The sequence below is a fragment of the Planococcus massiliensis genome (genome assembly GCF_000821325.1).
GTDB lineage: Bacteria > Bacillota > Bacilli > Bacillales_A > Planococcaceae > Planococcus > Planococcus ruber.
In genome coordinates this window covers 1,214,557-1,237,619 of record NZ_CCXS01000001.1, presented here as the reverse complement: position 1 = coordinate 1,237,619, position 23,063 = coordinate 1,214,557, and the positions used below count along the sequence as shown (strand labels likewise).

General features: G+C 46.0%; 20 protein-coding genes and 1 tRNA gene. 6 read left to right on the top strand and 15 right to left on the bottom strand.

Annotation, left to right across the window (positions count from 1 at the left end; genetic code table 11):
- Positions 1-59 precede the first annotated feature (59 nt).
- The 4 genes from BN1080_RS05925 to BN1080_RS05910 form a co-directional block, all read right to left on the bottom strand.
- On the bottom strand, positions 60-3,125 hold the full coding sequence (locus BN1080_RS05925) for an efflux RND transporter permease subunit (protein ID WP_052651004.1): 3,066 nt from the start codon (positions 3,123-3,125) through the stop codon (positions 60-62).
- A 119-nt stretch (positions 3,126-3,244) separates the two neighbouring features.
- Positions 3,245-4,813, bottom strand: a complete 1,569-nt coding sequence (locus BN1080_RS05920; RefSeq protein WP_052651003.1) for a peptide chain release factor 3 — start codon at positions 4,811-4,813, stop codon at positions 3,245-3,247.
- A 109-nt stretch (positions 4,814-4,922) separates the two neighbouring features.
- A complete protein-coding gene (locus BN1080_RS05915) occupies positions 4,923-6,383 on the bottom strand; it encodes a UDP-N-acetylmuramoyl-L-alanyl-D-glutamate--2,6-diaminopimelate ligase (RefSeq protein ID WP_052651002.1) in 1,461 nt (486 codons plus the stop codon).
- Positions 6,384-6,393: 10 nt separating this feature from the next.
- Complete coding sequence (locus BN1080_RS05910; protein WP_052651001.1) at positions 6,394-7,449, bottom strand: M42 family metallopeptidase; 1,056 nt, start codon at positions 7,447-7,449, stop codon at positions 6,394-6,396.
- Positions 7,450-7,549: 100 nt separating this feature from the next.
- Here BN1080_RS05910 and BN1080_RS05905 point away from each other — a divergent pair, with 100 nt between their 5' ends.
- On the top strand, positions 7,550-9,121 hold the full coding sequence (locus BN1080_RS05905) for an ATP-binding protein (RefSeq protein WP_052651000.1): 1,572 nt from the start codon (positions 7,550-7,552) through the stop codon (positions 9,119-9,121).
- Between the two features lie 39 nt (positions 9,122-9,160).
- Here the strand turns inward: BN1080_RS05905 and BN1080_RS05900 are convergent, their stop codons facing one another.
- From BN1080_RS05900 to BN1080_RS05875, 6 genes are all read right to left on the bottom strand, one after another.
- The gene (locus BN1080_RS05900; RefSeq protein ID WP_052650999.1) at positions 9,161-9,757 is read right to left on the bottom strand and encodes a PepSY domain-containing protein; all 597 of its coding nucleotides are present in this window, start codon (positions 9,755-9,757) and stop codon (positions 9,161-9,163) included.
- A gap of 103 nt (positions 9,758-9,860) precedes the next feature.
- Positions 9,861-10,547 (bottom strand): PepSY domain-containing protein, encoded by a 687-nt coding sequence (locus BN1080_RS05895; protein ID WP_052650998.1) that lies wholly within the window; start codon positions 10,545-10,547, stop codon positions 9,861-9,863.
- Positions 10,544-11,917 carry a sensor histidine kinase gene (locus tag BN1080_RS05890; RefSeq protein WP_052650997.1) on the bottom strand — a complete coding sequence of 458 codons (1,374 nt, stop codon included), beginning with the start codon at positions 11,915-11,917 and terminating at the stop codon, positions 10,544-10,546. Before BN1080_RS05890 ends, BN1080_RS05895 begins: the two co-directional genes overlap by 4 nt.
- Positions 11,907-12,599 carry a response regulator transcription factor gene (locus BN1080_RS05885; protein ID WP_052650996.1) on the bottom strand — a complete coding sequence of 231 codons (693 nt, stop codon included), beginning with the start codon at positions 12,597-12,599 and terminating at the stop codon, positions 11,907-11,909. Before BN1080_RS05885 ends, BN1080_RS05890 begins: the two co-directional genes overlap by 11 nt.
- Before the next feature lie 62 nt (positions 12,600-12,661).
- Positions 12,662-14,050: an aldehyde dehydrogenase gene (locus BN1080_RS05880; protein ID WP_052650995.1), complete on the bottom strand. Its 1,389-nt coding sequence runs from the start codon at positions 14,048-14,050 to the stop codon at positions 12,662-12,664.
- Positions 14,051-14,115: 65 nt separating this feature from the next.
- Positions 14,116-15,042 carry a Gfo/Idh/MocA family protein gene (locus BN1080_RS05875; RefSeq protein ID WP_052650994.1) on the bottom strand — a complete coding sequence of 309 codons (927 nt, stop codon included), beginning with the start codon at positions 15,040-15,042 and terminating at the stop codon, positions 14,116-14,118.
- Positions 15,043-15,163: 121 nt separating this feature from the next.
- On the opposite strand from BN1080_RS05875, the gene BN1080_RS17190 reads away from it, so the two are divergent.
- Entirely contained in the window at positions 15,164-15,310 is a 147-nt protein-coding gene (locus tag BN1080_RS17190; RefSeq protein ID WP_199876597.1) for a hypothetical protein, read from the top strand.
- Between the two features lie 91 nt (positions 15,311-15,401).
- Here BN1080_RS17190 and BN1080_RS05870 read toward each other — a convergent pair whose 3' ends face one another.
- Entirely contained in the window at positions 15,402-16,238 is an 837-nt protein-coding gene (locus BN1080_RS05870) for a DNA-3-methyladenine glycosylase family protein (protein WP_052650993.1), read from the bottom strand.
- A gap of 96 nt (positions 16,239-16,334) precedes the next feature.
- Between BN1080_RS05870 and BN1080_RS05865 the strand changes: the two genes are divergently transcribed.
- The 3 genes from BN1080_RS05865 to BN1080_RS05855 all read left to right on the top strand — a co-directional run bounded on the left by BN1080_RS05865 (position 16,335) and on the right by BN1080_RS05855 (position 17,717).
- Positions 16,335-17,054 carry a thermonuclease family protein gene (locus BN1080_RS05865; RefSeq protein WP_110925588.1) on the top strand — a complete coding sequence of 240 codons (720 nt, stop codon included), beginning with the start codon at positions 16,335-16,337 and terminating at the stop codon, positions 17,052-17,054.
- A 15-nt stretch (positions 17,055-17,069) separates the two neighbouring features.
- The gene (locus tag BN1080_RS05860) at positions 17,070-17,591 is read left to right on the top strand and encodes a 2'-5' RNA ligase family protein (RefSeq protein ID WP_052650992.1); all 522 of its coding nucleotides are present in this window, start codon (positions 17,070-17,072) and stop codon (positions 17,589-17,591) included.
- A 53-nt stretch (positions 17,592-17,644) separates the two neighbouring features.
- Positions 17,645-17,717, top strand: a tRNA-Val gene (locus BN1080_RS05855).
- Positions 17,718-17,842: 125 nt separating this feature from the next.
- Here the strand turns inward: BN1080_RS05855 and BN1080_RS05850 are convergent.
- The 4 genes from BN1080_RS05850 to BN1080_RS05835 all read right to left on the bottom strand — a co-directional run bounded on the left by BN1080_RS05850 (position 17,843) and on the right by BN1080_RS05835 (position 22,173).
- Complete coding sequence (locus BN1080_RS05850) at positions 17,843-19,840, bottom strand: TRAP transporter permease (protein ID WP_234398992.1); 1,998 nt, start codon at positions 19,838-19,840, stop codon at positions 17,843-17,845.
- A 25-nt stretch (positions 19,841-19,865) separates the two neighbouring features.
- On the bottom strand, positions 19,866-20,390 hold the full coding sequence (locus BN1080_RS05845; RefSeq protein ID WP_052650990.1) for a DUF1850 domain-containing protein: 525 nt from the start codon (positions 20,388-20,390) through the stop codon (positions 19,866-19,868).
- Between the two features lie 87 nt (positions 20,391-20,477).
- Complete coding sequence (locus tag BN1080_RS05840; RefSeq protein WP_052650989.1) at positions 20,478-21,461, bottom strand: TAXI family TRAP transporter solute-binding subunit; 984 nt, start codon at positions 21,459-21,461, stop codon at positions 20,478-20,480.
- 127 nt (positions 21,462-21,588) lie between these two features.
- Positions 21,589-22,173: a phosphatidylglycerophosphatase A family protein gene (locus BN1080_RS05835; protein WP_052650988.1), complete on the bottom strand. Its 585-nt coding sequence runs from the start codon at positions 22,171-22,173 to the stop codon at positions 21,589-21,591.
- Positions 22,174-22,272: 99 nt separating this feature from the next.
- Between BN1080_RS05835 and BN1080_RS05830 the strand changes: the two genes are divergently transcribed.
- Entirely contained in the window at positions 22,273-22,995 is a 723-nt protein-coding gene (locus BN1080_RS05830) for an alpha/beta hydrolase (RefSeq protein WP_052650987.1), read from the top strand.
- The last annotated feature ends 68 nt before the right edge of the window (positions 22,996-23,063 follow it).

Genomic DNA, 23,063 nt, shown 5'->3' with positions numbered 1-23,063 from the left:
TTCATTGATTATACTAAATATTCCAAATAAAAAATGCAAAAAAAATAAAAAGCAGGGAGTTATCCCTGCTTTTTGTTCATCTTTCTGGTGTTGCGGTCGAATAAGCTGTAGACAATCGGCACGATGTAGAGCGAAAGGAATGTGGAACTGACCATTCCTCCGATAACGGTAATCGCCATCGGCTGATTGATTTCTGTGCCTTCTCCGATGCCGATCGCCAGCGGAACCAATCCTAAAATCGTGGTGAGGGCTGTCATCAATATCGGACGGAGACGGTCTTTTACTGAAACGATAATGGCTTCATACGATTCCAGTCCAGAAGCTTTTCGCTGATTGATATAATCGACCAAAACGATTCCGTTATTGACAACAATTCCGACCAGCACTAGCAATCCGATTACCGCAGTAATGCTGACTGGAGTTTGTGTAACGAAAAGTGCGATGGCCACCCCAATAAACATCAACGGAACGGTGAACATAATCACGAGCGGATATTTGAAAGACTCGAACTGGGCCGCCATGACAATATAAACCAGGACGACTGCCAGAATGACAGCCAATAGCATATCGTTTATCGCATTCTCGAACAATTCCCGGTCACCGCCAAAGGTGATGACCGTATTTTCATCGAGATCTAATTCTTCTATCACTTTATCCACTTTATCAGACATATCACCTAAGCTAATGTCCGACTTATATTGCAAGGTAATCGAAACACTTTCAGCTTGGTCCACACGCTGAATGCTTACCGGACCTTGTTCGATGCTGATATCAGCTAGTTCCTGCAATTCAACGAATTGCCCAGCCGGTGTACGCAATTTAAGCGTGCGCAATTTATCAACACTATTTTTGTATTCTTCATCAAACTTCACGAATACACTATATACTTCATCGTTTTCGGCAAGTATTTGAGAAGCTTGCACCCCTCGTGTCGTATTATTGACTGTTTGTGCAATTTGGACAGGCGCAAGCCCGTATTCTGTTGCTGCTTCTTTATTGATCACCATTTGAAGTTCATCAATCGTTTCTTCCCGATCGCTTGTCAGTTCCGTGACATCCGAAAGTTTGCGAATCTCTTCGCTCAGGCGGCTGATGGCTTCGTCTAATCTGGCTTTATCTGTATCAGTAACTGTAAAAGTTAAACTATTCGGGGTGGAACCGGCAGCTGTCTGCAAATTAAAGCTGACTTCAGCTTGTTCCCCTATTGTATCAAGAACCCGCGGCTGGACTTCGTCAACGAATTCAAATACCGAACGATCCCGCTCATCCAAAGGAATCATTTTTACATAAATTTCTGCCGTATTCGTTGCCGAGGTTCCCTGCGATTGCCCTTGTTGAGTGGTTCCGATCAGGCTCACAAAAACATCTATATCTTTTTCTTTTTTCAGTTCCTCTTCTATCTGATTGACAACTTCATCTGTGGCTGACCGGGAGGCTCCATTTTCCAGCTCAACGGACACACTGACAAATCCTTCATCGGTAGCTGGAAGGAATTCTGTACCTACTTGCAGGATCCCCAAAGTTCCAATGCCTAGAAGCACCAATGCAGCTAAAATTACGGCTAATCGATGAGCCAGAGCCCATTTAACGGACCGTTCAAATTTTTTCAATCCCTTCGAACGCCGTTTTCTGGCCTCGATGTTCCCTTTTGGCTTGCTTAACATGCGGGAAGCAAGCATAGGGATTACGGTCAAAGCGACAGCTAAACTGGCAAAAAGACTGAATGAAATCGTCAAGGCAAATTCGGTGAAGATTTCGCCGATCAAGCCCGTAATAAAGATGACTGGTACAAATACGGCAATGGTCGTTAAAGTCGAGGCAATGATAGCTGTTGAAACTTCTTTGGCACCGTCAGAAGCAGCTTGCCGTGAAGTTTTGCCCATGGCCAAATGGCGCTCAATATTTTCGATAACGACAATCGCATTATCGACGAGCATCCCGATGCCGAGTGCCAGCGCTCCAAGCGTCATGATATTCAAAGCAAAATCTGAGAAATACATTAATACAAACGTAACAATCACGGAATAAGGAATCGCTACTCCGATAATGATCGGGCTCTTGATCCCACGGAGGAAAAAGAACAACACAAGCATGGCAAAAATACCGCCAAATATTAACGTTTGCCCTATATTGCCAACTGCCAATTGGACGTAATCGCCTTGGTCAAATAAGATATCCGCTTCTACTCCGGCAAACCTTTCTTCTTTAAGAAGTTCATCCAATCTTTCTTGAAACGCATTGGAAACATCCGCTGTATTCGCGCCGGATTCCTGAAGTGCTGATAATAGGACAGCAGGTGCTTCATTTGCCCGTGTTTCTGAAGTTCTTTCCCGTTCTCCGAGTGTGACTTCTGCTACATCACCGATGGTAACATTTTCTCCATCTAACGGATTGACAGTAACTACAAGGTTCTGGATATCTTCAACACTTGTCAAAGTACTGACTATCCGGGTAGTTAAATTTCGTCCATCTTCCGTTTCAATCGGTTCACCAGGCAAAGAAATATTATTTGCTTGGATTAACTGGACAATATCCGATTGCTGCAGCCCTTTTTCTTCCAAAGTTTCCGGATTTAACGCAACATTGATTTCCTCAATTAATGAACCCGAAATATTAACATTGGCGACTCCATCTGTCTGCAATAATTCGGTTTCCAATTCTTCTGCTAAAATCCGCACATCTTCATCAGCTTCAGTTGCACGCAAAGATAATTGAAGGATCGGGAATTGAGCCGGGTCAAATTTCAAAAACCGTGGCGGGTTTGAGTCATCGGGAATCGGTGTTAAATCGATTCGCTGCGTAATGTCTGCCTGAACATCATCCATATCTGTGGACCAGTCAAATTCAAGCAAGATAAAGTTGGATCCTTCCTGGGACGAGCTTTGGATGGATTCAATTCCTGGTAATGTAGACAAATTCGCCTCTAGCGGCTTTGTCACTTTTTCGCTGACCTCAGTCGGGCTCGCACCCGGGTAGTTCGTTACGACCACTCCGATGGGAGGGTTTAATTCCGGTATTAAGGTAACAGGAATCTTAAAGAAAGATACCGCACCAAGAATAATCACCAACAGCATGATGACAATCGTAAAAACAGGTCTCTTAATTGAAAAATCGCTTAATCTCATCTATTCAAAACCCTCTCTTAGTCTCATTCTTTTATCATATGTAAAATCACTTCGAACCGCAAATTTAAGTACCTTCTTTTCGCATCATTTTCAAAGAAAAAAGCCTGCAACAGCAGGCTTTATAAAAGGCTATACAATTTGATTTCAGGATTTTTGTCCTGGAACCAGCGCGTCGCAAATTCATTTTCAAATAAGAAGACCAGATTGTCATGGCGGTCTTTCACTAACATGGAACGGCTGCTGGACATCGATTCTTTTACATCTTCTTCATTTTCAATCCAACGGGCAATTTTATTGCCGACCGGCTCCATGCGGACATCCACATTGTATTCATTTTTCATGCGGTGTTCGAACACTTCAAATTGCAGTTGGCCAACCGCTCCAAGAATAACTTCTTCGAGATGAAGCGTTTTGTAATACTGGATGGCGCCTTCTTGGACCAATTGCAAAATCCCTTTATGGAAATGTTTTTGTTTCATGACGTTTTTCGCCGTTACTTTCATAAACAGTTCCGGCGTGAACTGCGGCAGGCTTTCGAACTGGAACTTCTTGCCGCTCGTGATCGTATCGCCGATTTGGTAGTTGCCGACATCGTGCAAGCCGATGATGTCTCCTGCTACTGCTTCCGTGACCGTTTCACGGTCATCCGCTAAGAATTGAGTGGTTTGGGATAATTTAAATGATTTTCCGGTTCTTGCAAGGGTAACATTCATACCTCTTTCGAATTTTCCTGAGACGATGCGGACAAAGGCAATGCGGTCCCGGTGAGCCGGATTCATATTGGCCTGGATTTTAAAGACAAAGCCAGAAAACGGCATTTCAACAGGGCTGATTTCTTCTTTCTCCTGCGTTTCGCGCGCCTGGGGCGGCGGAGCAAATTGAAGATACGTTTCCAGGAACGTTTCGACGCCGAAATTCCCTAAAGCAGACCCGAAAAACACTGGCGTCAATTCGCCTTTTTTCACACGGTCGATGGAAAATTCGTTGCCGGCTTCTTCCAGCAATTCAATGTCTTCCATCGCTTGAGTATAATAAGACGTTTTCGTCATTTCATGTTCTTCAGCTAATTGGCCATTTTCATCCAACGCCAAAAAGCGGTTGCCTTGTGAACGGAATGGCTCGATCCGCTTGTTGAAACGGTCGTAAATTCCAAGGAATTCTTTCCCCATGCCGATTGGCCAGTTCATTGCATATGACTGGATGCCCAATACTTCTTCCAGTTCTTCCATCAATTCAAGGGGTTCTTTCCCTTGGCGGTCCATTTTATTGATGAACGTGAAAATCGGAATGCCGCGCATTTTGCAGACTTTGAATAATTTCACTGTCTGAGCTTCGATCCCCTTTGCTACATCGATAATCATGACCGCACTATCCACCGCCATCAGCGTACGATAAGTATCTTCACTGAAATCTTGGTGTCCAGGGGTATCCAGGATATTGACGCGGTGTCCGTCATAATCGAATTGCATAACGGAAGAAGTTACGGAAATTCCGCGCTGCTTCTCAATTTCCATCCAGTCGGAAGTCGCAAATTTACCGGACTTCTTTCCTTTTACTGTTCCGGCATCGCGGATCGCGCCACCGAATAAGAGCAATTTCTCCGTTAATGTCGTTTTCCCGGCATCCGGGTGGGAGATGATTGCAAAAGTTCTTCTATTTAATATTTCATTTTTTAATTGGTCTGACATCATATACGCTCCTTTAATTCTACTCTATTCATATTAGAGAAGCCGAAGGAAAAAGACAAGGATATTTCACCGCCTCTCCAGAAAAAAAGAAGCCATGTTAGGCTTCTTTTCAGCTGAATTTCTTTAGAGCTTCTTTTACGGCAATTTCTTTATCGCTATGCGGATATTTGGTTGATCCGATAATTTGGTAATCCTCATGGCCTTTGCCGGCCAAAATGATAATATCGCCTGGCTGTGCCTCGGCAACTGCGTGCTTCACCGCTTCTGCACGGTCTCCGATGCAAGCAAATCCGTCATGTTTCATCCCCACTTTTAAATCATTCAAGATGCTGTCATTTTCCTCAAAACGCGGATCGTCTGTTGTGAGGACCACGTACTCGGCAGCAGAGGCTTTCTCTGCCATGATCGGGCGCTTCGTCTTATCCCGGTTGCCGCCGGTGCCTACAAGGAAAATAATTCGATTCGTCTTAAAATCTTTTACGGCATCAATTGCTTTTTCAATTGCATCCGGTGTGTGTGCATAGTCGATGAATATGGAAATCGGTGCTTCCAGCTCCACTTTTTGCATCCGCCCTTCAACCGGCTGGATCCGAGACAGTGCCGCAATGATTTCTTCCAACGGATAATTTTCAGCAGCTAATGCCGTAATCGCTGCTAGTGCATTCGAAACATTGAAGCGGCCGAGCAATTTCATTGAAACGTTGAATTCACCTTGAGGGCTCGTCAATTTAAAACGCGTCCCTTGATGGTCCATCTCAATATCGCTCGCTTTAAACTGGGCAGGCTGCTCAATGCCATATGTATAAACTGGATGAGCTGTCATGGCTGCGTATTTTTCAGACCACGGATCATCTGCATTCAATACCGCCTGCTTTTTCTCCTGCAAATTTTGTCCGAGTTGAGAAAATAGCAGCCCTTTCGCATGTCCGTATTCTTCCATTGTACCGTGGAAATCCAGATGGTCGTGGGTCAGATTCGTAAAAATGGCTGTATTGAATTCCACGCCTGCAAGCCTTCCGAGCACTAAACCATGAGAAGAAACTTCCATCGTCATATGGGAACACCCTGCCTCTCGTGCGCGGGATATCATCGCTTGGGTCGTCAAGGCATCGCTTGTCGTATTCGCTGATTGATGGAGTTCGCCGTTTAAATTAAACCCGATCGTCCCGGTCAATGCCGATTTTTCATTCAGCTCCATCAACATCGAATGAATCATTCCAGCAACACTTGTTTTTCCGTTTGTACCGGTGACACCGATCATTTGAAGCGATTTTGAAGGATAGCCGTAAAATTTCGCTGAAAGCAATCCCAGTGCCCGGTCAGTATTTTCCACAATCACAGTAGCTGCCCCTTCAATGTCCAAAGGTTTTTCAGCCACAAAAAGCACTGCACCCTGGGCAGCCGCTTGAGCAGCAAAATCATGCCCATCCACGGTATAGCCTTTGATGCAGATAAATAACGACCCTCTTCTCACTTCCCGGGAATCCATCGTTAAATGTTCAACCGTTTCCGGTAGCGCGCCGATTATTTTGGTATACGGCACACTTGTGAGCAATTCTTCTGTTTTCATGATTTTCCTCCTACTCTGTAACCATCGGTGAAAAGACGTAGGCATGCAGCAAGCCAGCCGCCGCTTTCAGCGAATCAATATGGGTCCGTTCATAGGAATGGGAAGCTTCGATTCCTGGACCGAATAAAGCATGTTTAATATCATGGCCAGCACTGACCGCAGCAGAAGCATCCGATCCATAGTACGGATAAATATCGACTTTATAGTCAATTTGATGCTCTTTCGCTAAAGCGATCAAATGGCGCGTCAAGCCATAGTGATAAGGTCCGCTTGAATCTTTAGCGCAAATGGATACCGTGTATTCATCCGACGCCTGGCCGTCTCCGATGGCTCCCATATCCACTGCAATATATTCAACCGTTTCAGGCGTGATATTGGAATTGCCGCCATAGCCGATTTCTTCATTATTCGATATGTAAAAATGAGTGGTATACGGCAATTGCTCATCCGTATCGTTTAAATGCTTCACTAGTTGAAGCAAGAGTGCCGTACTGGCTTTATCGTCCAAATGCCGCGATTTGACATAACCCGATTCCGTTTCAGTGTAGCGCGGGTGGAAAGAAACAAAATCGCCGACTTCAATGCCCAGATTCCGGACCTCTTCTGCTGAAAAAGCTTTTTCATCCAATCGGACTTCCATATTGTTTTCATCGCGATCCGCAGACCCCGCGTCTTTATATACATGGACCGTCGTTTGATGCATTAAAATAGTGCCGGATACAACCGAACCATCCGCTTTGTGGACCAGGCAATTTTCGCCTTCGATTGCGTTGAAACGGAACCCGCCGACTAGCGAAAGCTTCAATCGGCCGCTTGGCTTAATGTCTTTGACCATCGCTCCAAGCGTATCGACATGCGCCGTCAATAACCGATGGCGCGAGTCGTCTTTTCCGCGCACTGTTGCAATCACGCTGCCTTTATTGGTCGTCGTGTATTCAATATTCCATAAGTCGAATCTTTTTTTAACTGCTTTCATCACTTCCATCGTGTATCCGGAAGGACTTGGAATTTCTACTAGCTCCTTTAAAACACTGAGCGTTTCCTGTTTATTCCATTGGTATGCCATAATAAACGCCTCCTGTCTATTTATCATATCAAAATCAACCATGTTCTGACAGGGAATTATATAGTAATATTGAGACTAATCCCATAGACGGAGGTGTAGCATGGAACCTTTATCATCCAATATTAAGAGAAATCAGCTCTTTATTTATCTATACGGCTGCGCGGCACTCCTGCATCTTTTCGGCAGGTGGCTATTCACTCCGGAAACCGGGTACGCTTCTCCTATTTTTGGTCTGCTGACTTTTGGCATCCTCTGGATGCTGCATACCCTCCAATTAAATGTTCGGCTGATCCAAATCCTGATTCTTGCAAGCATGAACATTTACGTTTTCATGTTGAATTTTGAGTCGCTGTCAGCCGTCACCGTGATTTATTTTGTCATCCCGATCATTGCTTCTGCCTTATATTACGATACTTTTCCAAACATCGTTTTCGGTTTTATCACTTTTACAGAGATCCTCCTTTTAGCATTTGTTTTCAATGAGCTGGACGGCAGAGCTTCCATTACCTACATCCATGTGTCGCTTTTCACTTTTGTTTCGAGCGTCCTTATTTTGACGACGATCCATTCCATTTATTTCAGCCGAATTTGGTCTCAGCTGGAACAAAAGAACAAAACGATGGAAAAGGCCTTGATTTCCAAAGAAGGCTATCTTCAATTATTTTTTGAAACAGCGAAAGACGCCATCGCGGTCTATGATTCAAACAATCGGATCATTGCCATCAATCCGGCGTTTGAAAAATTATACGGCTGGACTTCCGAAGAATGCATCGGAGAACCGCTCAGATTATATCCATTGGAAAATGCCGAGAATGCTGAATACCGTACACGGCATGTCCAGGAAGGCGGCAGCTACTCGCTGCTTGAAACGGAAGATGTGAAAAAAGACGGCACCCGCTTTCTTGCTCAAATCACGTTGTCTCCCATCACTGACCAAAATGGCAATGTGGTAGCAACATCCGTCATTTCACGCGATATTTCCTATCAAAAAGAAGCGGAAAAACTCATTCTGCAATCTGAAAAATTAAAGCTAGCCGGCGAAATTGCAGCGGGGGTAGCCCATGAAATCCGAAATCCGATGACCGTCATTTCCGGCTTTGTCCAAATGATGCAAAGCGATCCAGACTACCCTTACAAAGAATATACGAAATTGATCCGTTCCGAGCTGGACCGCATCAATCTCATCATCAGCGAATTTTTAGTGTTGGCAAAACCGCAAGCCTCCTCTTTTAAAAAGGTCAGTTTGCGAAAGATCCTGGACGAGACCATCGCCTTATTCGGGCCGGAATTGAATTTGCATGGCATCCTTTTCGATTATTGCTGGGAGCTGGAAGACTTTATCATTGAAGGAGAAGAGCACCGCATCAAGCAAGTTCTCATCAACTTAATGAAAAATGCAATAGAAGCTAGCCAAAATCCTGGGGAAATTTCGTTGATCGTGGAACTGCGGGATGAAAACTCGGTGGCCATCCAATTGCAGGACCACGGCAAAGGCATTTCAAAAGAAGAGTTTGGCCAGATTTTCGAACCTTTTTATACAACAAAAGAAACAGGAACGGGCCTCGGTTTAATCGTGTCCCAAAAAATTATTCAAGAGCACGGAGGCACACTGACCATTGAAAGCGAGCCGGGATGCGGCACATTAGTTACGGTCATCTTGCCGATAAAGTAAAAAGGAGCCCACGCGGCTCCTTTTTTCATTGAATCTCTATTAATCTCTATCGTCATCGTCGTCTGTTTCATGACCTACAATGCTTCCATCCACTGCATTGACATAGATTTCGTGCTCGGTTCTGCCGTCTTCAATTTCAACTTCGTAGTAAACCATCCCGTCTTCGCGGTCCAACTCGACTTTGTCGACCGTACCTTTCGCGACGGCCTGTGCCGCTTTAATGGCTTCGTCTGAGCTGATCAAGTTTTCATCCGCTGCGCCGACTTCTTTGTCATCGAAATCGTCGTCACGGTCTTCTCTTTCTTTTTTCTGTTCCAGCACTTCTCCGGTTACCGCATCAAATTTCAAATCGTACTCATAGCCATCGGCCCAAATGTCTACTTCATAGTGAGGCGTTCTCGCTGTTTGATCCAATTCAATATCTGTGATCGTTCCGTTTGCGATCCCAAGCGCTTTTGATGATACTTCATCGAAAGACAGGAAATTCTCCTGCACGCTGTTGCTGCTCGTTTGATTTTCCACCTCGTTTGTTGTTGGGTTCGTCGCCGGCACCTCCGAGTTTTGCGTGTTTGCAAAGACGACTCCGCCAAATGCCAAGGCCCCAATCGCTGCTGGAATGTAGATAATTTTTTTCATGTTCTTTTCTCCTCCTCATTTGTTCTATCTTTACTATAGCCTCCGCTTCTGAGAGGACTGTGAGAGCAAAATGAGAATTTGATGAGAACTGCATGAAATCCTGTTAATCTTCCCATTCGACCGTTAAGGTTTCCCCCCGGACAGCATGGATTCGGACTGTCACTTCCCTGTCCGTTTCGTCATTTTCGATTTCGATCAAATAAAAGCCGCCGTCCTCGGTCTCTGTAAACTCCAGATCCTGAACTTCGCCGTCCAATGTTTGTTTAGCGATGGCGATGGCCTCCGCCTCCGTGATTACCCTGTTGCGAAGCGTTTCATCTTTTGGAATCGCTTCTTTTTTGACATCCAGGACTTCCCCGCCCTCCGCATCAATCAGAATGGCGGCTCGTTCCCGTTCATTTTCGATTACGATTTCGTATTGATTCCGTGTTTTTGAGAAAGTCGATTTCACAATTTCTCCGTCTAGTTGCTTGAACGCCAATTCACTCGCTTCTTTTTCGGTAATAACGGGATCAGACACCGCTTTTTCCAGCAAAATCAGCGATTCGATGCGCCCTGTCGATTGGTCGACTTCTGCCGCATACTTTCTATTCTCCCGATTGAAAACGATCGTGTAGCCGTCTTTTGCTCGCTCTGTGCTTTCGATTTCTCCGCCGTACAAATCAATGACAGCCGCACTCGCTTCTGTTTCGGTAACCGGATTTTCATCCGGGCCAAAAATCAGCACGAAAGCGAAGGCAAGCAGTCCAAGCAGAATGGTAGCGCCGGCCATCATCAGCTTTTTACTCATGACCATCCCTCCTGCTTTGATTGTACTTCCTGGACATTAAAATCCGCTGAGAAAACGATGGAAATTGTCGTACCTACGTCTTCCTCACTTTCAATTTCCAAGCTCACGCCCATCGCATCCGCCAATTGTTTGGCCAGTGATAAGCCTAAACCAAAGCCCCCCGTTTCTCGGCTTCTCGCCTTATCCACCCGGTAAAACCGGTCAAATACATAGGGAATCGATTCTTTCGGAATGCCAATACCGTAGTCGCGGATTTGCAGCATCGGAATATTGCCGTTTTTGACAATCAACTCAATCCGGTCCGAACTGTATTTTCTCGCATTGTCCAAAAGGATGTACATAATTTGTTTGATTTTGGCGAGATCGGTTGTTACCAATACGGAGGTTGCGGATGAAACGAGCTGAAAATCCCGGTTGTAGGAAGTGGACATCGCAGCAGCTGTCTGCCTGGCCAATTCGATTAGATCGACAGGTTCCCACACCAATTGGGTTTCGCTTCGCCTTGCAATATGAAGCAATTGTTCAATCAATGCTTTCATCCGGTCCGTCTCTGTCCGGATCGCTAAAAGCCCTTCTTCTGCAAGCTTTGGATCTTCCATTCCTTGGCGCTCCAGTAATTTTGCGTAGCTGCCGATCACCGTCAAAGGTGTTTTCAATTCGTGCGAAGCATTGGAAACGAATTCTTCCTGTTTTGTATAGTTTTCCTCGAGCAGCTCCATCATGCTGTTGAAAGTGCTCCCCATCTGGCCGACTTCATCTTTTGAGGAATCCGTGGCCGGCAGCTTTTCAAACTGGCCGCTCTTTTGGATCCGGGTCATTGTTTTGGTCAAATCGGTTATGGGTTTTGTCACGACTCTGCCCAAAACGACACTGGAGACGAAAATCGGAATCATCGCGAGCAAACTGACGGTTACAAGCACAAGCCCAAGCGTCCGCGCATTATTGACCACTTCTTCCAAAGACTGCGCCACAACCAATTCTGCAATTTCCCCGTCTGTCCAAATGATCGGCGCTGTGACATAGGCAAACAAATCGTCTTCCACTTTCAACGTACCTGATTGTTCCGGCAGCTCTTCTGGAAAGTCGTCGGCAATATCCGGGTCCTGGATAGACGGAATCAGATCCGTTCCTTCCCGCTTTGCCTGGATCAAACCGTTCGGCGGAACATAGCCCCTCAAAACGTCACTTGGGTCCGCTGGGTCGCTTGTATTAAAAGTCGACACCAGGGCATCGACATCCGCCTGAAGCTGGCTGACTTCAGTCGAATAGACGAGCCGGCTGAACGAAACATAAATGATGGTCATCAAAACGAGCAAAATGAGCAGCATCATCCCTGTCGACCAGATATTGATCTTTGTTTTAAGCTTCATTCGCATGCTCCTTCAGGACATATCCGACTCCCCGCACCGTCTGGATATATGTTGTTCCCTCGCCTGCATCGATTTTCTTTCGCAGGTAGCGGATATAGACATCGATGACGTTTGTATCCCCGTAATAATCATAGCCCCAAACCGCATTCAGCACTTGTTCCCGGCTAAGTACTTGCTGGGGATTCTGCATTAAATACAAAAGAAGGTCGAATTCGCGCGGCGTTAATTCGATTTGGCGGTTTTTTCTCACCACTTCTCTTGTTGCCGTATTTAATTGAAGCTCGTGGAACACAAGGAGATCCGTGTTTTTCTTGCCTGTCGAAAGCCTCAAACAGGCACGGATTCTGGCCAGCAATTCTTCAATTTCAAAAGGCTTCGTCACGTAGTCATTCGCACCTAAGTCCAATCCTGCCACTTTATCTTTCACATCATCTTTTGCTGTCAGCAAAATGACCGGTATCTCGCTTCCAGCGGAACGGATCCGCTTCAGTACATCTAAACCGTGGATTTCCGGAAGCATCAAATCCAGCAGGACCAAATCCCATTCGTGCTCCCTGAACTGGATCAATCCTTCAGCGCCGGTCAGCGCGACTCCGGTTTGATACCCTTCAAAAGTCAATTCAAGTTCCAAAACGCGGGCAATGCTTTTTTCATCTTCGACGATTAAAATCCGTTCTTCCATTCGCCTCACCTCTTCTTTTCATCATAGCAGGAGTAAAATGAAAAAAGCGACCCAATGGCCGCTTATTTCATGATCGTTTTCACAAATTTCACTTTTTGTTTATAGGGAGGATATAACACATTCGTTGACAGTTTAGTCGACCTTTTCAAAATCGATTTGGCATGCGTGAACGTTTCGAAGCTGTGTTTGCCGTGATAAGAATTGACGCCGGAAGTTCCAATGCCGCCAAATGGCAAATACGAGCTGCCGACATGCGACACCGTGTCATTGATGCAGCCACCGCCAAACGGAATTTCTTCAAGGAAGAACTCGATGGCGCGGTCATTTTCTGAGAAGAAGTATGCGGATAACGGCTTGGGCAATTTACGGATTTGGCGAAGCAGCGCCGGCAAATCCGTATACGTAATCACCGGCAAAATCGGCCCAAAAATCTCATCTTCCATGGACGGGCTTTCCCAATTGATGTTGTCGAGAATGACCGGTTCAATGTAAAGGTCATCGCGGTCTCTTTGGCCGCCGTACACAATTTGGCTTTGTTCCCGGTCGATAATAGTGGATAAGCGGTCAAAATGCTGCGTGCTGACAATGCGGCCGTAATCGGGACTCTTCTGTGCGTCTTTGCCGTAGAAATTCCGGACGGTCTTTTTCAGCTTTTTCATAAATTCGTCTTTAACGGATTCATGGACGCAAATATAATCCGGCGCTACGCATGTTTGGCCCGTATTCATCAATTTGCCCCAAGCAATGCGCTTCGCAGCCAAATCCAGATTGGCTGTCTGGTCGACGATTGCCGGGCTTTTTCCGCCAAGTTCCAAGGTGATCGGCGTTAACCGTTCAGAAGCGGCTTTCATGATGACTTTTCCGACATTGACGCTTCCGGTAAAGAAGATGTAGTCGAAGCTGGCATGGATCAATGCCGTCACTTCCTCTCTTTCCCCTTCCACTACGCGAATATAATAAGGAGGAAATACGTCTTCGATAATCGTTTTGATGATGGCCGTCACATTCGGCGTCGTCTCCGATGGTTTGACGATGGCGCAGTTTCCGCCGATAATTGCCCCGATTAGCGGCTCCATGATCAATTGGAACGGATAATTGAACGGTCCAATGATCAGGACGGAACCGTATGGCTCACGCATCACAAAACTTTTAGCCGGCTGCAGATAGATCGGCGTTTTTACGGGTTCCGACTCCATCCATTCGTCCAAGTTTTTCGTCATATTGGTGATGCTGTCGAGCACGAATCCTACTTCTGTCGAGTACGCCTCAAATTCACTCTTCCCTAAGTCCTTCTTTAATGCATCCAGTACTTCCTGTTCATGGTTCTTGATCGACTGCTTTAGCTGCGCCAATTGGGCTTTGCGGAAGTCAGCCGGTTTTGTTGCCCCTGTATAATAATAATCGCGTTGTGCTTCAATCATCTGTTCCACATCGTTAGCCGTAAAATTCATATCATTCTCCCCTTTTGGTCGTTAAATTTGCCTTCAGCTCTTTACCCGTTCCCCGTTCCCCCAAATCACTCGGTTTCAAGAAGCCGGTCGATATGCCGCTGAATCGTCAGCCCTTCTTCAAAAGGAACAAGGAAAGTCGATTGATCCCGCATCGAATCAAACAAGCTTGGAACTGCCGGGAAATCGGTGATTTCCTTGCGCTCTTCTCCCTTTTCCGAAAGGTACAGTGCTGACCAATTTTGGAGCGTCAATACGCCTTTTTCTCCGTGCACTTTAAATTCAAGCAATTCTTTTTGTCCGGTGCCGCTGATGCCTGCAAGCAATAGCGGAATCTCACCAGCTGTGCGGCCATGAGCAATGATGCCGGTCTCGCAAAGATCTTGCCGTCCGGGATAAGTGATCTGATGCGATTGGATGGAAATGCCGCCGAAAATCCGGTTGATCAATTGCAAATAATGCGGAAAGACTTCCCGGACAAATCCGCCTTGGCTTCTTGAAGCAATCCACGGATTTTGCTGCCACGGACGCGGCCAATCCGGAAAGAAAGTCTGCAATTCAATGCGCATAATTTTGCCGATGCTTCCATTGCGGATTCGTTTGACCATTTCGTGGACGGCCGCTGAATACATCAGCGGAAAGTGCATCGCTGTTTGGATGCGGTTCTGATCCGCTGCAAGCGCCATTTCTTCACCGGCAGCTGCCTGATGCGCCAGCGGCTTTTCGCACAGGATGTGGACGCCGGTGCGGGCAGCTTGAATGGCGATTTCCGCATGGAAAGCCGGCGGCGTCCCGATATAAAGCCAATCGATATCTGCATGAAGCAAGGCTTCTAAAGAATCATAGCCTGGAATGTTGTATTCTTTTTCCAATGCAGCCACTCTTTCCTGTTGTGCATCGTAAATTCCGCGTATTTCAATGCCCTTTTCCTCAAGCATCTGTTTGATGATTCGTTCCCCCACGATTCCTGCTCCTACAATGCCGATAGTTATCATCGAATCCCTCTTTCCTAAAGGCCCTTTGGCTTAATTTTTGCCTATCTGTTTAATAGTGTAACCTTTTGGGGTATTGAATAGTCAAACGATTAAGACAGAAAATTCAAAGGAGGAATTGAACATGGAAAAGCAAGCAAACTGGTGGGAACCTATTTTTTCTGGAGAACTTGAAGTGGGATTGAACAAAGAGAAATTGGCAGATCTTGAACAAGAGTCCTTTTTGTATTTCGATCCAACTTCCCCGGTCGACATGGAGAATCACGCTTAATTGGCCGCATCACACATCGCATTTTGCCGCATCCGTACATAGCATCGCCTTTTCGAGTCATAATGGAAAAGGCGTTTTATTATGCCCTTTTTTATTCGATGCTTCGCCATAAATACAAAGCAGCATACGATAGATAAGGTTCCCATTCCGGCAAATGCGCTGTGATTTCTTCAATTTTCGGCTTTTCGCTCCGCTCCCATTGTATTTTCAAAGCATTTTGAAGGCCGATATCTGCTAATGGAAATAAATTAGGCCGCCCGAGACCGAACATGAGAAAGCTTTGCGCCGTCCAAGGGCCGATTCCTCTATAGGCGACAAGTTCAGCTGCAATCTCTCCGTCCTCGCGATTTTTCATTTCTTCAAGCCGCAAGGTGCCGGCTGCAATCGCCTGCGACAAGCCGATGACATATTCCGCTTTTCGGGTACTGAACTGCAGCTCCCTTAAATCAGGCGGTTCAAGCTTCGCTATTTTTTCAGCGTTCGGGTAAGACCAGACCCCTTCCTTTTGCTCACCGAAATTTTGGACAAACCGGCTCGTTAACGTATGGGCAAACGCAAGGTTCAGCTGCTGATGTATGATGCTTTTCATCAAAGCGCCATACAAGGAAAATTCGCGAACGAGCGGCGTACCGCGATGCTCTTGAAAAAGATGGGCGAGGTTTGTCGACTGAAAATGCCGATGGATGTTTTCAAGTGACCGGTCAAAGTGGAAAATATTTTTGATTTCTTCCAGTTGATCAGGATCCGCTCCTGTGATTTCAAATTTCGGCTGGTCGGTTGAACCCGTCGCTTTTACTTTCACAATATTTCCTTCCGGCATCGGCAGCCTGACCGCTTTCTCTGAAAGGTCGATTGCATGCAATGGATCGAGCGACAAACGCTCCAATGTCCGGTCAAAATCGTAAGTGAACGGCAGATTGATTTCCATGGAACCCCTCCTTTTTTCTAAACGTAGCCGAACGTGTTTTCGATTGCAAGCCAAATCGATTCAAAATATAATGAAAAAATGGAAGCAGGGATGTAAATGAAAAAACTAATTGGTCCGATTTTTTTGTCCCTTCTTTTGAGCGCCTGTACATTCGTTTCCCTCGAAGAAGAAAACGGCTCATCAGAACGGATAGACGTTAAAGTCATCTCTGTCATTGACGGAGATACGATTAAAATCGACTTCGAAGGAAAAAACCAGACAGTGCGCTATTTGTTGGTCGATACACCGGAAACGAACCATCCGACCATCGGCAAACAGCCGCTCGGTGCGGAAGCTACAGCTGAAAATAAACGGATCATCGAGTCCGGTGAAGTTTCGATCGAGTTCGATGAAGGCGGACGCTACGATGACTATGACCGGCTTCTCGCCTATATCTACGTCAATGGCGAAAGCGTCCAGGAACAGCTGCTTGCCTCAGGCCTTGCGCGTGTCGCCTATATTTATCCGCCGAATACGCGCTACGTCGAAGAATTCAAGGAAGTTGAAAAACAGGCAAGAGAAAAAGAGATCGGCATTTGGGAATCCCCCAATTACGCAACCGACCGCGGCTTTAACGCAGCGGCTTACGGCTCTTCTGCCCCGTCTGCCGGCCAATCGTACGATAAAAGATGCAACATCAAAGGCAATATTAGCCGCAGCGGCAGTAAAATTTACCATATGCCCGGACAAAGTTCATACGACCAAACCAATCCGGAAGAATGGTTCTGCACAGAACAAGAAGCACAAGATGCCGGATTCCGAAGCACCGGAAGCTGATTTAGGAGGATACGCATGCAAGCCATTGTTTTAAGGTTCGATTATCAATCATCGGGCGCCATCGAAAATTTGCAAAACCAAGCCAAAACGGTGAGCATCAACCCAAACCAGATTTTCCCGCCGCACATCACGCTGCAAACCTATACGCAAGCGCATCCGCTGGAACTCAAAAAAGCGGTTGAATCGTGGGCGGAATCTTTCCAGCAGCTTCCGCTGTCGTTCGATTCACTTGGATTTTTCAAACAGCAAGGCAGCTTTTTTCTGGCTCCGGTGTTTACCAAAAGCTTGGCTGAACTGCACCGCGCGGTGAATCTTTCCACCCGGGAGTTTTCGGGCCAAAACCGTTATTATTTGCCTGATCACTGGGTACCGCACGCAACGGTCATCAATAACATCGCTCCGCCTTTTTGGGGACCGCTCTTTGCCCGTCTCACTTTAGAGTTCACGCCATTCCAAGGCAAAGGAATCGCACTTGAATGCTGGTCGATCCGGCAGCAAAAAGCGCAAACTGAGTGGTGCATTTTTCTCGGCGAATAAAGTATTGACTTTTTTTCGGGGCACGATATAATTAGACTTGTCCTGGAAATTGAGATTCCTTAGCTCAGCTGGGAGAGCGCTACCTTGACAGGGTAGAGGTCGCTGGTTCGAGCCCAGTAGGAATCATTGGGTGCCAAACCCGCAGCAGGCTTTAGGAACAGAGCCTGCCATAAAAAGCCATCACATTTATGTGGTGGCTTTTTCCATACCCAAAAAGACGGCTGAAAGCGAATGCTTCCAGCCGTCTTTTCTTATGCTTCTGAAGTTCTAATTTCTTTCTTCTCGCGCCCCATCCATTGGATAACAAATAGGACGATGAAGACGACCGCACCGATTGCATCTGAATAGCCTTCCGGATAGATCAACGCAAGTCCTGTCGCGACAGCGATAATCCGTTCAAACCAGTACAGTTTCCGGTACCAGAACCCGATCAATCCGGCTCCGATCGCCAGCATCCCTGCAATCGCCGTGATTAAGACGACAATTAATTGAGGGATCGTCGTATCAATCATCAGCAGAGCTGGATTCAATACGAACATATACGGAATTATGAACGCGGCCGCAGCCAATTTCGCAGCAATAAAACCGGTTTTGATCGGTTCTCCGCCGGATATCCCGGAAGCTGCAAAAGCTGCTAAGGCAACTGGCGGTGTGATATCGGCAATGATGCCGAAATAGAACACAAACAAATGGGCAGACAACGCAATGACTAACGGCACAGCCGCCCCTGCAGGTTCACCGATCATCAGCAAAGTAATGATTGCCGGTGCCGCAATAGTCGATGTAATAACGTAGTTTGCCGTAGTCGGCGAACCCATCCCAAGCACAATGGCTGCAAGCATTGTAAAGAAGAGCGTTAAGAGGATATTTCCGCCCGAAGCAGAAACCAGTCCGTTTGCTAAGCTCAATCCAAGTCCAGTTTTTACAACTACCCCAACGATGATTCCTGCTGCGGCTGTTGCTGCCGCTACTGCCAGTGCAGTTCTTGCCCCGTCGACAAGTGCATGGATAATATCCTTGATGCCTAAACGGGTTTCTTTATTGAATGCACTGACAAAAATGGTTAAGACGATGCCATAAAGCGCCGCGTGCATCGTCGGAATCCCGATCAATAAGAACACGATGATGGCCACAATCGGCAAAAGTAAATAAATTTTCTTTAAGACTTCTTTTCGGTTCGGCATTTCTTCTTTTGTTAACCCTTTTAAGCCGATTCGCTTCGCTTCAAAATGGGTCATGATCCAAACACCGGTAAAGTAAAGAAGTGCTGGAATCGCAGCTGCTTTTGCAATCTCCCAATACGTAACTCCACCGATAAATTCAACCATCAGGAAGGCCGCTGCCCCCATGATCGGCGGCATCAATTGCCCGCCTGTCGAAGCCGCCGCTTCAACGCCTCCGGCAAACTCTTTCTTATACCCTAATTTTTTCATCATCGGAATCGTATACGATCCAGAAGTTACAACGTTTGCGACAGAGCTCCCTGAAATCGTCCCTTGAAGGGCACTGGAGAAGATGGCGACTTTTGCAGGACCGCCAGTCAAATGGCCTGCAAGCGAAACAGCGAGGTCATTGAAGTATTGCCCTACTCCTGTTTTCACCAGGAAAGCCCCAAATAGCAGAAAGACAAAGATAAACGTTGCAGAAACACTGATCGGCGTCCCAAGTATCCCGTCAGTTGTATAAAACATTAACTGGATGACAGAATCCAGATCCTGGCCTCTGTGCTTTAGGAAGCCCGGGAAATAAGGGCCGAAAAAGGCATAGGCCAAGAAAGCCGAAGCGATGATCGTAATCGGCAAGCCGACTGCCCGGCGGGTAGCTTCCAGTGTCAGCAAAATCGCCAAAATCCCCACAATAAGATCCAATTCGGTCACGCGCCCAAGCCGGAATACTAAATCATCGTACATAATCGGCCAATACAAACCGACTCCGATCGCGAGTAATGCCAAAATATAATCGTAAATCGCAACTTTATGTTTTATTCCTTTTCGCTTAATCGCCGGAAACAGCAGGAATATAAGGGACAACGCAAAACCTAAATGGATGGAGCGCTGAATATAAGCTGTATATTGGCCGAAAATCGCCGTGTAAAGCTGGAAAATGGAAAATGCCAAAAGGCCGAAAAATACAATATGTTTCATAATTCCTGCTAAGTCGCGGGTATTGGACTCCGGATCGTATTTCTGCAAAATCTCTTTTTGCTTTTCTTCGGAAATATAATGTTCATCTTTTGGTGGGAGTTTCATTGGTTCCCGTTCTTCCGGCGGAAGTTTATTGCTCATTTAAATTCACTCCTTCTAGTTGCTCAAATAGGGACAATCGCTGGACCTTGACCGTGTAGGATTTCCCCCGGTCCAGCGTTTTCTTTAAATCGTATTCTTGGCCATTTGCCAAAAGAAACAAATCCGCATCAATATCACCGACGAATAATCGAAAATCGCTTACTTCCTTGTTCATATTGGTGATCAGGTATTTTCCATCTTTTTCGACAAATGTTTCGCCTTCTCCTGCATTGGATGGCATACCGATATTAAAATCTTCATATTCCAATTCCACCATGCGGAGGTTATCGTCCGGCGACAGCTCATAGCTTTCCAATACATCGGAAAGATGGATGGAATGCGTATAATTTATTTGAAAAGCATCCCCTTCAACTTTGATAAAAGCCGAAAGCGCCGCTTCCCTGTTATCGATAAAAACTAAATTCTTTTCCATGGGAATAAATACTAATGCGGAGAGAATAAGAATGAGGGCTAGTACCGAAAGAAGAATCCATTGATTTGTCTTTGTTGGCATCTTAGTTCTCCTCTACTAAATATGAATCTCTACAAAAATAACGACGATAAAGCTTTCGCTTTATCGCCTATTATTTTGGTTTGCTTATTAGTTGACTTCATCGAAGTATTTTTGTGCACCCGGATGAATATCGATTCCGATTCCATCAAGCGCCGTTTCCGTTTTAATGAATTCAGCTTTCGCGTGTTGGATTTGGTCTGTATTTTCATAGATGGCTTTTGTGATGTCGTATACGAGATCTTCGGAAAGATCGTTTTGAACGACTAACATGGCAAGCACTGATACTGTCGGTACATCTTCAGTCAAACCGTAAGTACCGGATGGCACTGTATCTGTTGCATAGTAAGGGTATTTTTCAATCAATTCCGCAGCTTTGTCTTCCGCTACCGGCACAATCACTACATCTGCTGTTGCGCTTAAGCTTTCAACTGCTCCTGTCGGTGTCCCGGCAGTAATAAATGCCGCATCGATTTGGCCAGCCTGCAGACTTTCTTGGGATTCGCCGAAGTCAAGATTCTGTGCTTCGATGTCTTCCATTGTCATGCCGTGGATTTCAAGCAATTGCTCTGCGTTGATATAAGTACCTGAACCTGGTGCTCCTACTGAAATGCTCTTGCCTGCTAAATCATCAAAAGAAGTAATGCCGGAATTTGCAGTCGTTACCAATTGAATCGTTTCCGGATAAAGTGCTCCGATCGCTGAAACGGTATCGATGACTTCCCCTTCAAACATATTCGATCCTTCAGCTGCATAAAAAGCTGTGTCGGTTTGGACAAATGCGATTTGTGCATCTCCGTCCGCAAGCGCTGTCATATTGGCGGCAGATGCTTGGGAAACTTCAGCTGTTGTATCGATCCCCGTTTCATTTTCCACAATTGTAGCCATCGCTCCGCCAAGCGGATAATACGTTCCCGTCGTTCCACCTGTTAAGATGCTCAGGAATTCCGGATCAGCTGAACCGCCAGAACCGCCGTCTCCGCTGTCATTTGCCGCGTCATCTCCGCAGCCTGCAAGGAACACAGATCCTGCAAGCGCTACCGCTGCAAATAAACCAAATTTCTTTTTCAACATAAAATGACCTCCCCTTTGTTTGAAAATTTCTATATTTCCAATTCTATCATAACATGACTTTGTATCTAGGAGTCAAACTGATTTTTATAGAAAAGAGAAACTAAGGAAAAAGTTCGGTTCATTTGCATTAAATTTCTGCTCCGTCCACCTGGGTTTCCGGCGCCGTTTCTTCAGGTCTCAAGTCTTCAAATGTTTTGCCTTGCTCTTCCAGATCGCGCGTCCGGTGTGCAATGCGGGCAGAGGCGCAGGCTGCGATGCTCGCAACCAGATCATCGAGAAACGTATGGACAGCTCCGCCGACTTTCGTATCCAGCTTGCGGATGATGCCGACTTTGTTCTTGTCGAGATGGCCGAATGTGGTAACCGCGATGCTGCCGTAAGTCAATACCGCACCTAAGCCGATCATTTCATCAACGCCAAACAGCCCTTCGTCCGCTCCGACGATTTGCTGAAGCGGAGCAGACAGCTTCCCTTGTTCGGCAAGTTCATCAAGTTCAATGCCGACAAGCAAAGCATGCTGCATTTCCCGTTTGCGCAATACGCTTTCTACGGATTCTATACAATGCGAAAGCGTCAAGCCTTCGTTATAAGGCAATTGCATTTCCAATACGATCTTAGCGATTTCCTCTACTTCCACACCGCGTCGAGCCAGTGCTTCATGGGTCGCTTTTGTCACTTCTTCTGAATGTACTCGGAATTTCCCACCATCCATACTAAAAATCCCCTTTCCAATTTAGCGTTCTTACTAATTATACCTTGTCCGAATGAATATGTTACAATTTTCGTACAGAATAGTATAGGAGGTTCATCTATGAACAGAGGCACAGTGGAAGATTTAACGATTTACAGTGAAGCGCTGCAAGAAGACATGCAATTGTTGGTCTACCTTCCCCATAATTACTCACCTTTATATAAATACACATTGGTCATCGCATCCGACGGCAAGGACTATTTTCAATTAGGCCGTGCTCCTAGAGTGGCAGATGAATTATTGGAGAATAAAGAAATTGAAAATATTATTTTTGTCGGCATCCCGTATAAAAGCGTGAAAGAACGCAGCATCAAATACGAACCGACCGGAGAACAGCACGGGGCTTACTTGCGTTTCTTAGCCCACGAACTCGTTCCGTTCCTTGACGAAAAATATCCGACCTACCAGGTAGGCATGGGACGAGCTTTGATCGGCGATTCGCTTGCCGCGACCGTTTCATTGAGTGCCGCCCTAACTTACCCGAATATTTTTGGCCGTGTCATTCTCCAATCGCCAAAAGTCGGCGAGGAGTTGTTGGAGAAAGTATCGAATTTCAAATCTGCGCATCCTTTTACAGTCTATCACGTGATCGGGACCGGGGAAACCGCTGTGAAGCTCAGCAATGGCGGCACCGCCGACTTCCTGGAACCTAACCGGACTTTGCACAAATTGCTGAAAGAGAAAGGATTTTCGGTCTTCTATGAAGAATTCGATGGAGACCACACTTGGAAGCATTGGCAGCCCGACTTAAAGCGTGCGCTTGTACAAAATTTCGGCGTTTGACCGGCCATTCACAATTTTCAAGTTTCTTTTGGTATAATAAAATAAGAAATAGGAATTACTGACGAGGA

What these genes read in the sequence shown, in the direction of transcription:
- BN1080_RS05925 (WP_052651004.1), bottom strand. Translation starts at nt 3,125, where the DNA reads ATGAGATTAAGCGATTTTTCAATTAAGAGACCTGTTTTTACGATTGTC.
- BN1080_RS05920 (WP_052651003.1), bottom strand. Translation starts at nt 4,813, where the DNA reads ATGTCAGACCAATTAAAAAATGAAATATTAAATAGAAGAACTTTTGCA.
- BN1080_RS05915 (WP_052651002.1), bottom strand. Translation starts at nt 6,383, where the DNA reads ATGAAAACAGAAGAATTGCTCACAAGTGTGCCGTATACCAAAATAATC.
- BN1080_RS05910 (WP_052651001.1), bottom strand. Translation starts at nt 7,449, where the DNA reads ATGGCATACCAATGGAATAAACAGGAAACGCTCAGTGTTTTAAAGGAG.
- BN1080_RS05905 (WP_052651000.1), top strand. Translation starts at nt 7,550, where the DNA reads ATGGAACCTTTATCATCCAATATTAAGAGAAATCAGCTCTTTATTTAT.
- BN1080_RS05900 (WP_052650999.1), bottom strand. Translation starts at nt 9,757, where the DNA reads ATGAAAAAAATTATCTACATTCCAGCAGCGATTGGGGCCTTGGCATTT.
- BN1080_RS05895 (WP_052650998.1), bottom strand. Translation starts at nt 10,547, where the DNA reads ATGAGTAAAAAGCTGATGATGGCCGGCGCTACCATTCTGCTTGGACTG.
- BN1080_RS05890 (WP_052650997.1), bottom strand. Translation starts at nt 11,917, where the DNA reads ATGAAGCTTAAAACAAAGATCAATATCTGGTCGACAGGGATGATGCTG.
- BN1080_RS05885 (WP_052650996.1), bottom strand. Translation starts at nt 12,599, where the DNA reads ATGGAAGAACGGATTTTAATCGTCGAAGATGAAAAAAGCATTGCCCGC.
- BN1080_RS05880 (WP_052650995.1), bottom strand. Translation starts at nt 14,050, where the DNA reads ATGAATTTTACGGCTAACGATGTGGAACAGATGATTGAAGCACAACGC.
- BN1080_RS05875 (WP_052650994.1), bottom strand. Translation starts at nt 15,042, where the DNA reads ATGATAACTATCGGCATTGTAGGAGCAGGAATCGTGGGGGAACGAATC.
- BN1080_RS17190 (WP_199876597.1), top strand. Translation starts at nt 15,164, where the DNA reads ATGGAAAAGCAAGCAAACTGGTGGGAACCTATTTTTTCTGGAGAACTT.
- BN1080_RS05870 (WP_052650993.1), bottom strand. Translation starts at nt 16,238, where the DNA reads ATGGAAATCAATCTGCCGTTCACTTACGATTTTGACCGGACATTGGAG.
- BN1080_RS05865 (WP_110925588.1), top strand. Translation starts at nt 16,335, where the DNA reads ATGAAAAAACTAATTGGTCCGATTTTTTTGTCCCTTCTTTTGAGCGCC.
- BN1080_RS05860 (WP_052650992.1), top strand. Translation starts at nt 17,070, where the DNA reads ATGCAAGCCATTGTTTTAAGGTTCGATTATCAATCATCGGGCGCCATC.
- BN1080_RS05850 (WP_234398992.1), bottom strand. Translation starts at nt 19,840, where the DNA reads ATGAAACTCCCACCAAAAGATGAACATTATATTTCCGAAGAAAAGCAA.
- BN1080_RS05845 (WP_052650990.1), bottom strand. Translation starts at nt 20,390, where the DNA reads ATGCCAACAAAGACAAATCAATGGATTCTTCTTTCGGTACTAGCCCTC.
- BN1080_RS05840 (WP_052650989.1), bottom strand. Translation starts at nt 21,461, where the DNA reads ATGTTGAAAAAGAAATTTGGTTTATTTGCAGCGGTAGCGCTTGCAGGA.
- BN1080_RS05835 (WP_052650988.1), bottom strand. Translation starts at nt 22,173, where the DNA reads ATGGATGGTGGGAAATTCCGAGTACATTCAGAAGAAGTGACAAAAGCG.
- BN1080_RS05830 (WP_052650987.1), top strand. Translation starts at nt 22,273, where the DNA reads ATGAACAGAGGCACAGTGGAAGATTTAACGATTTACAGTGAAGCGCTG.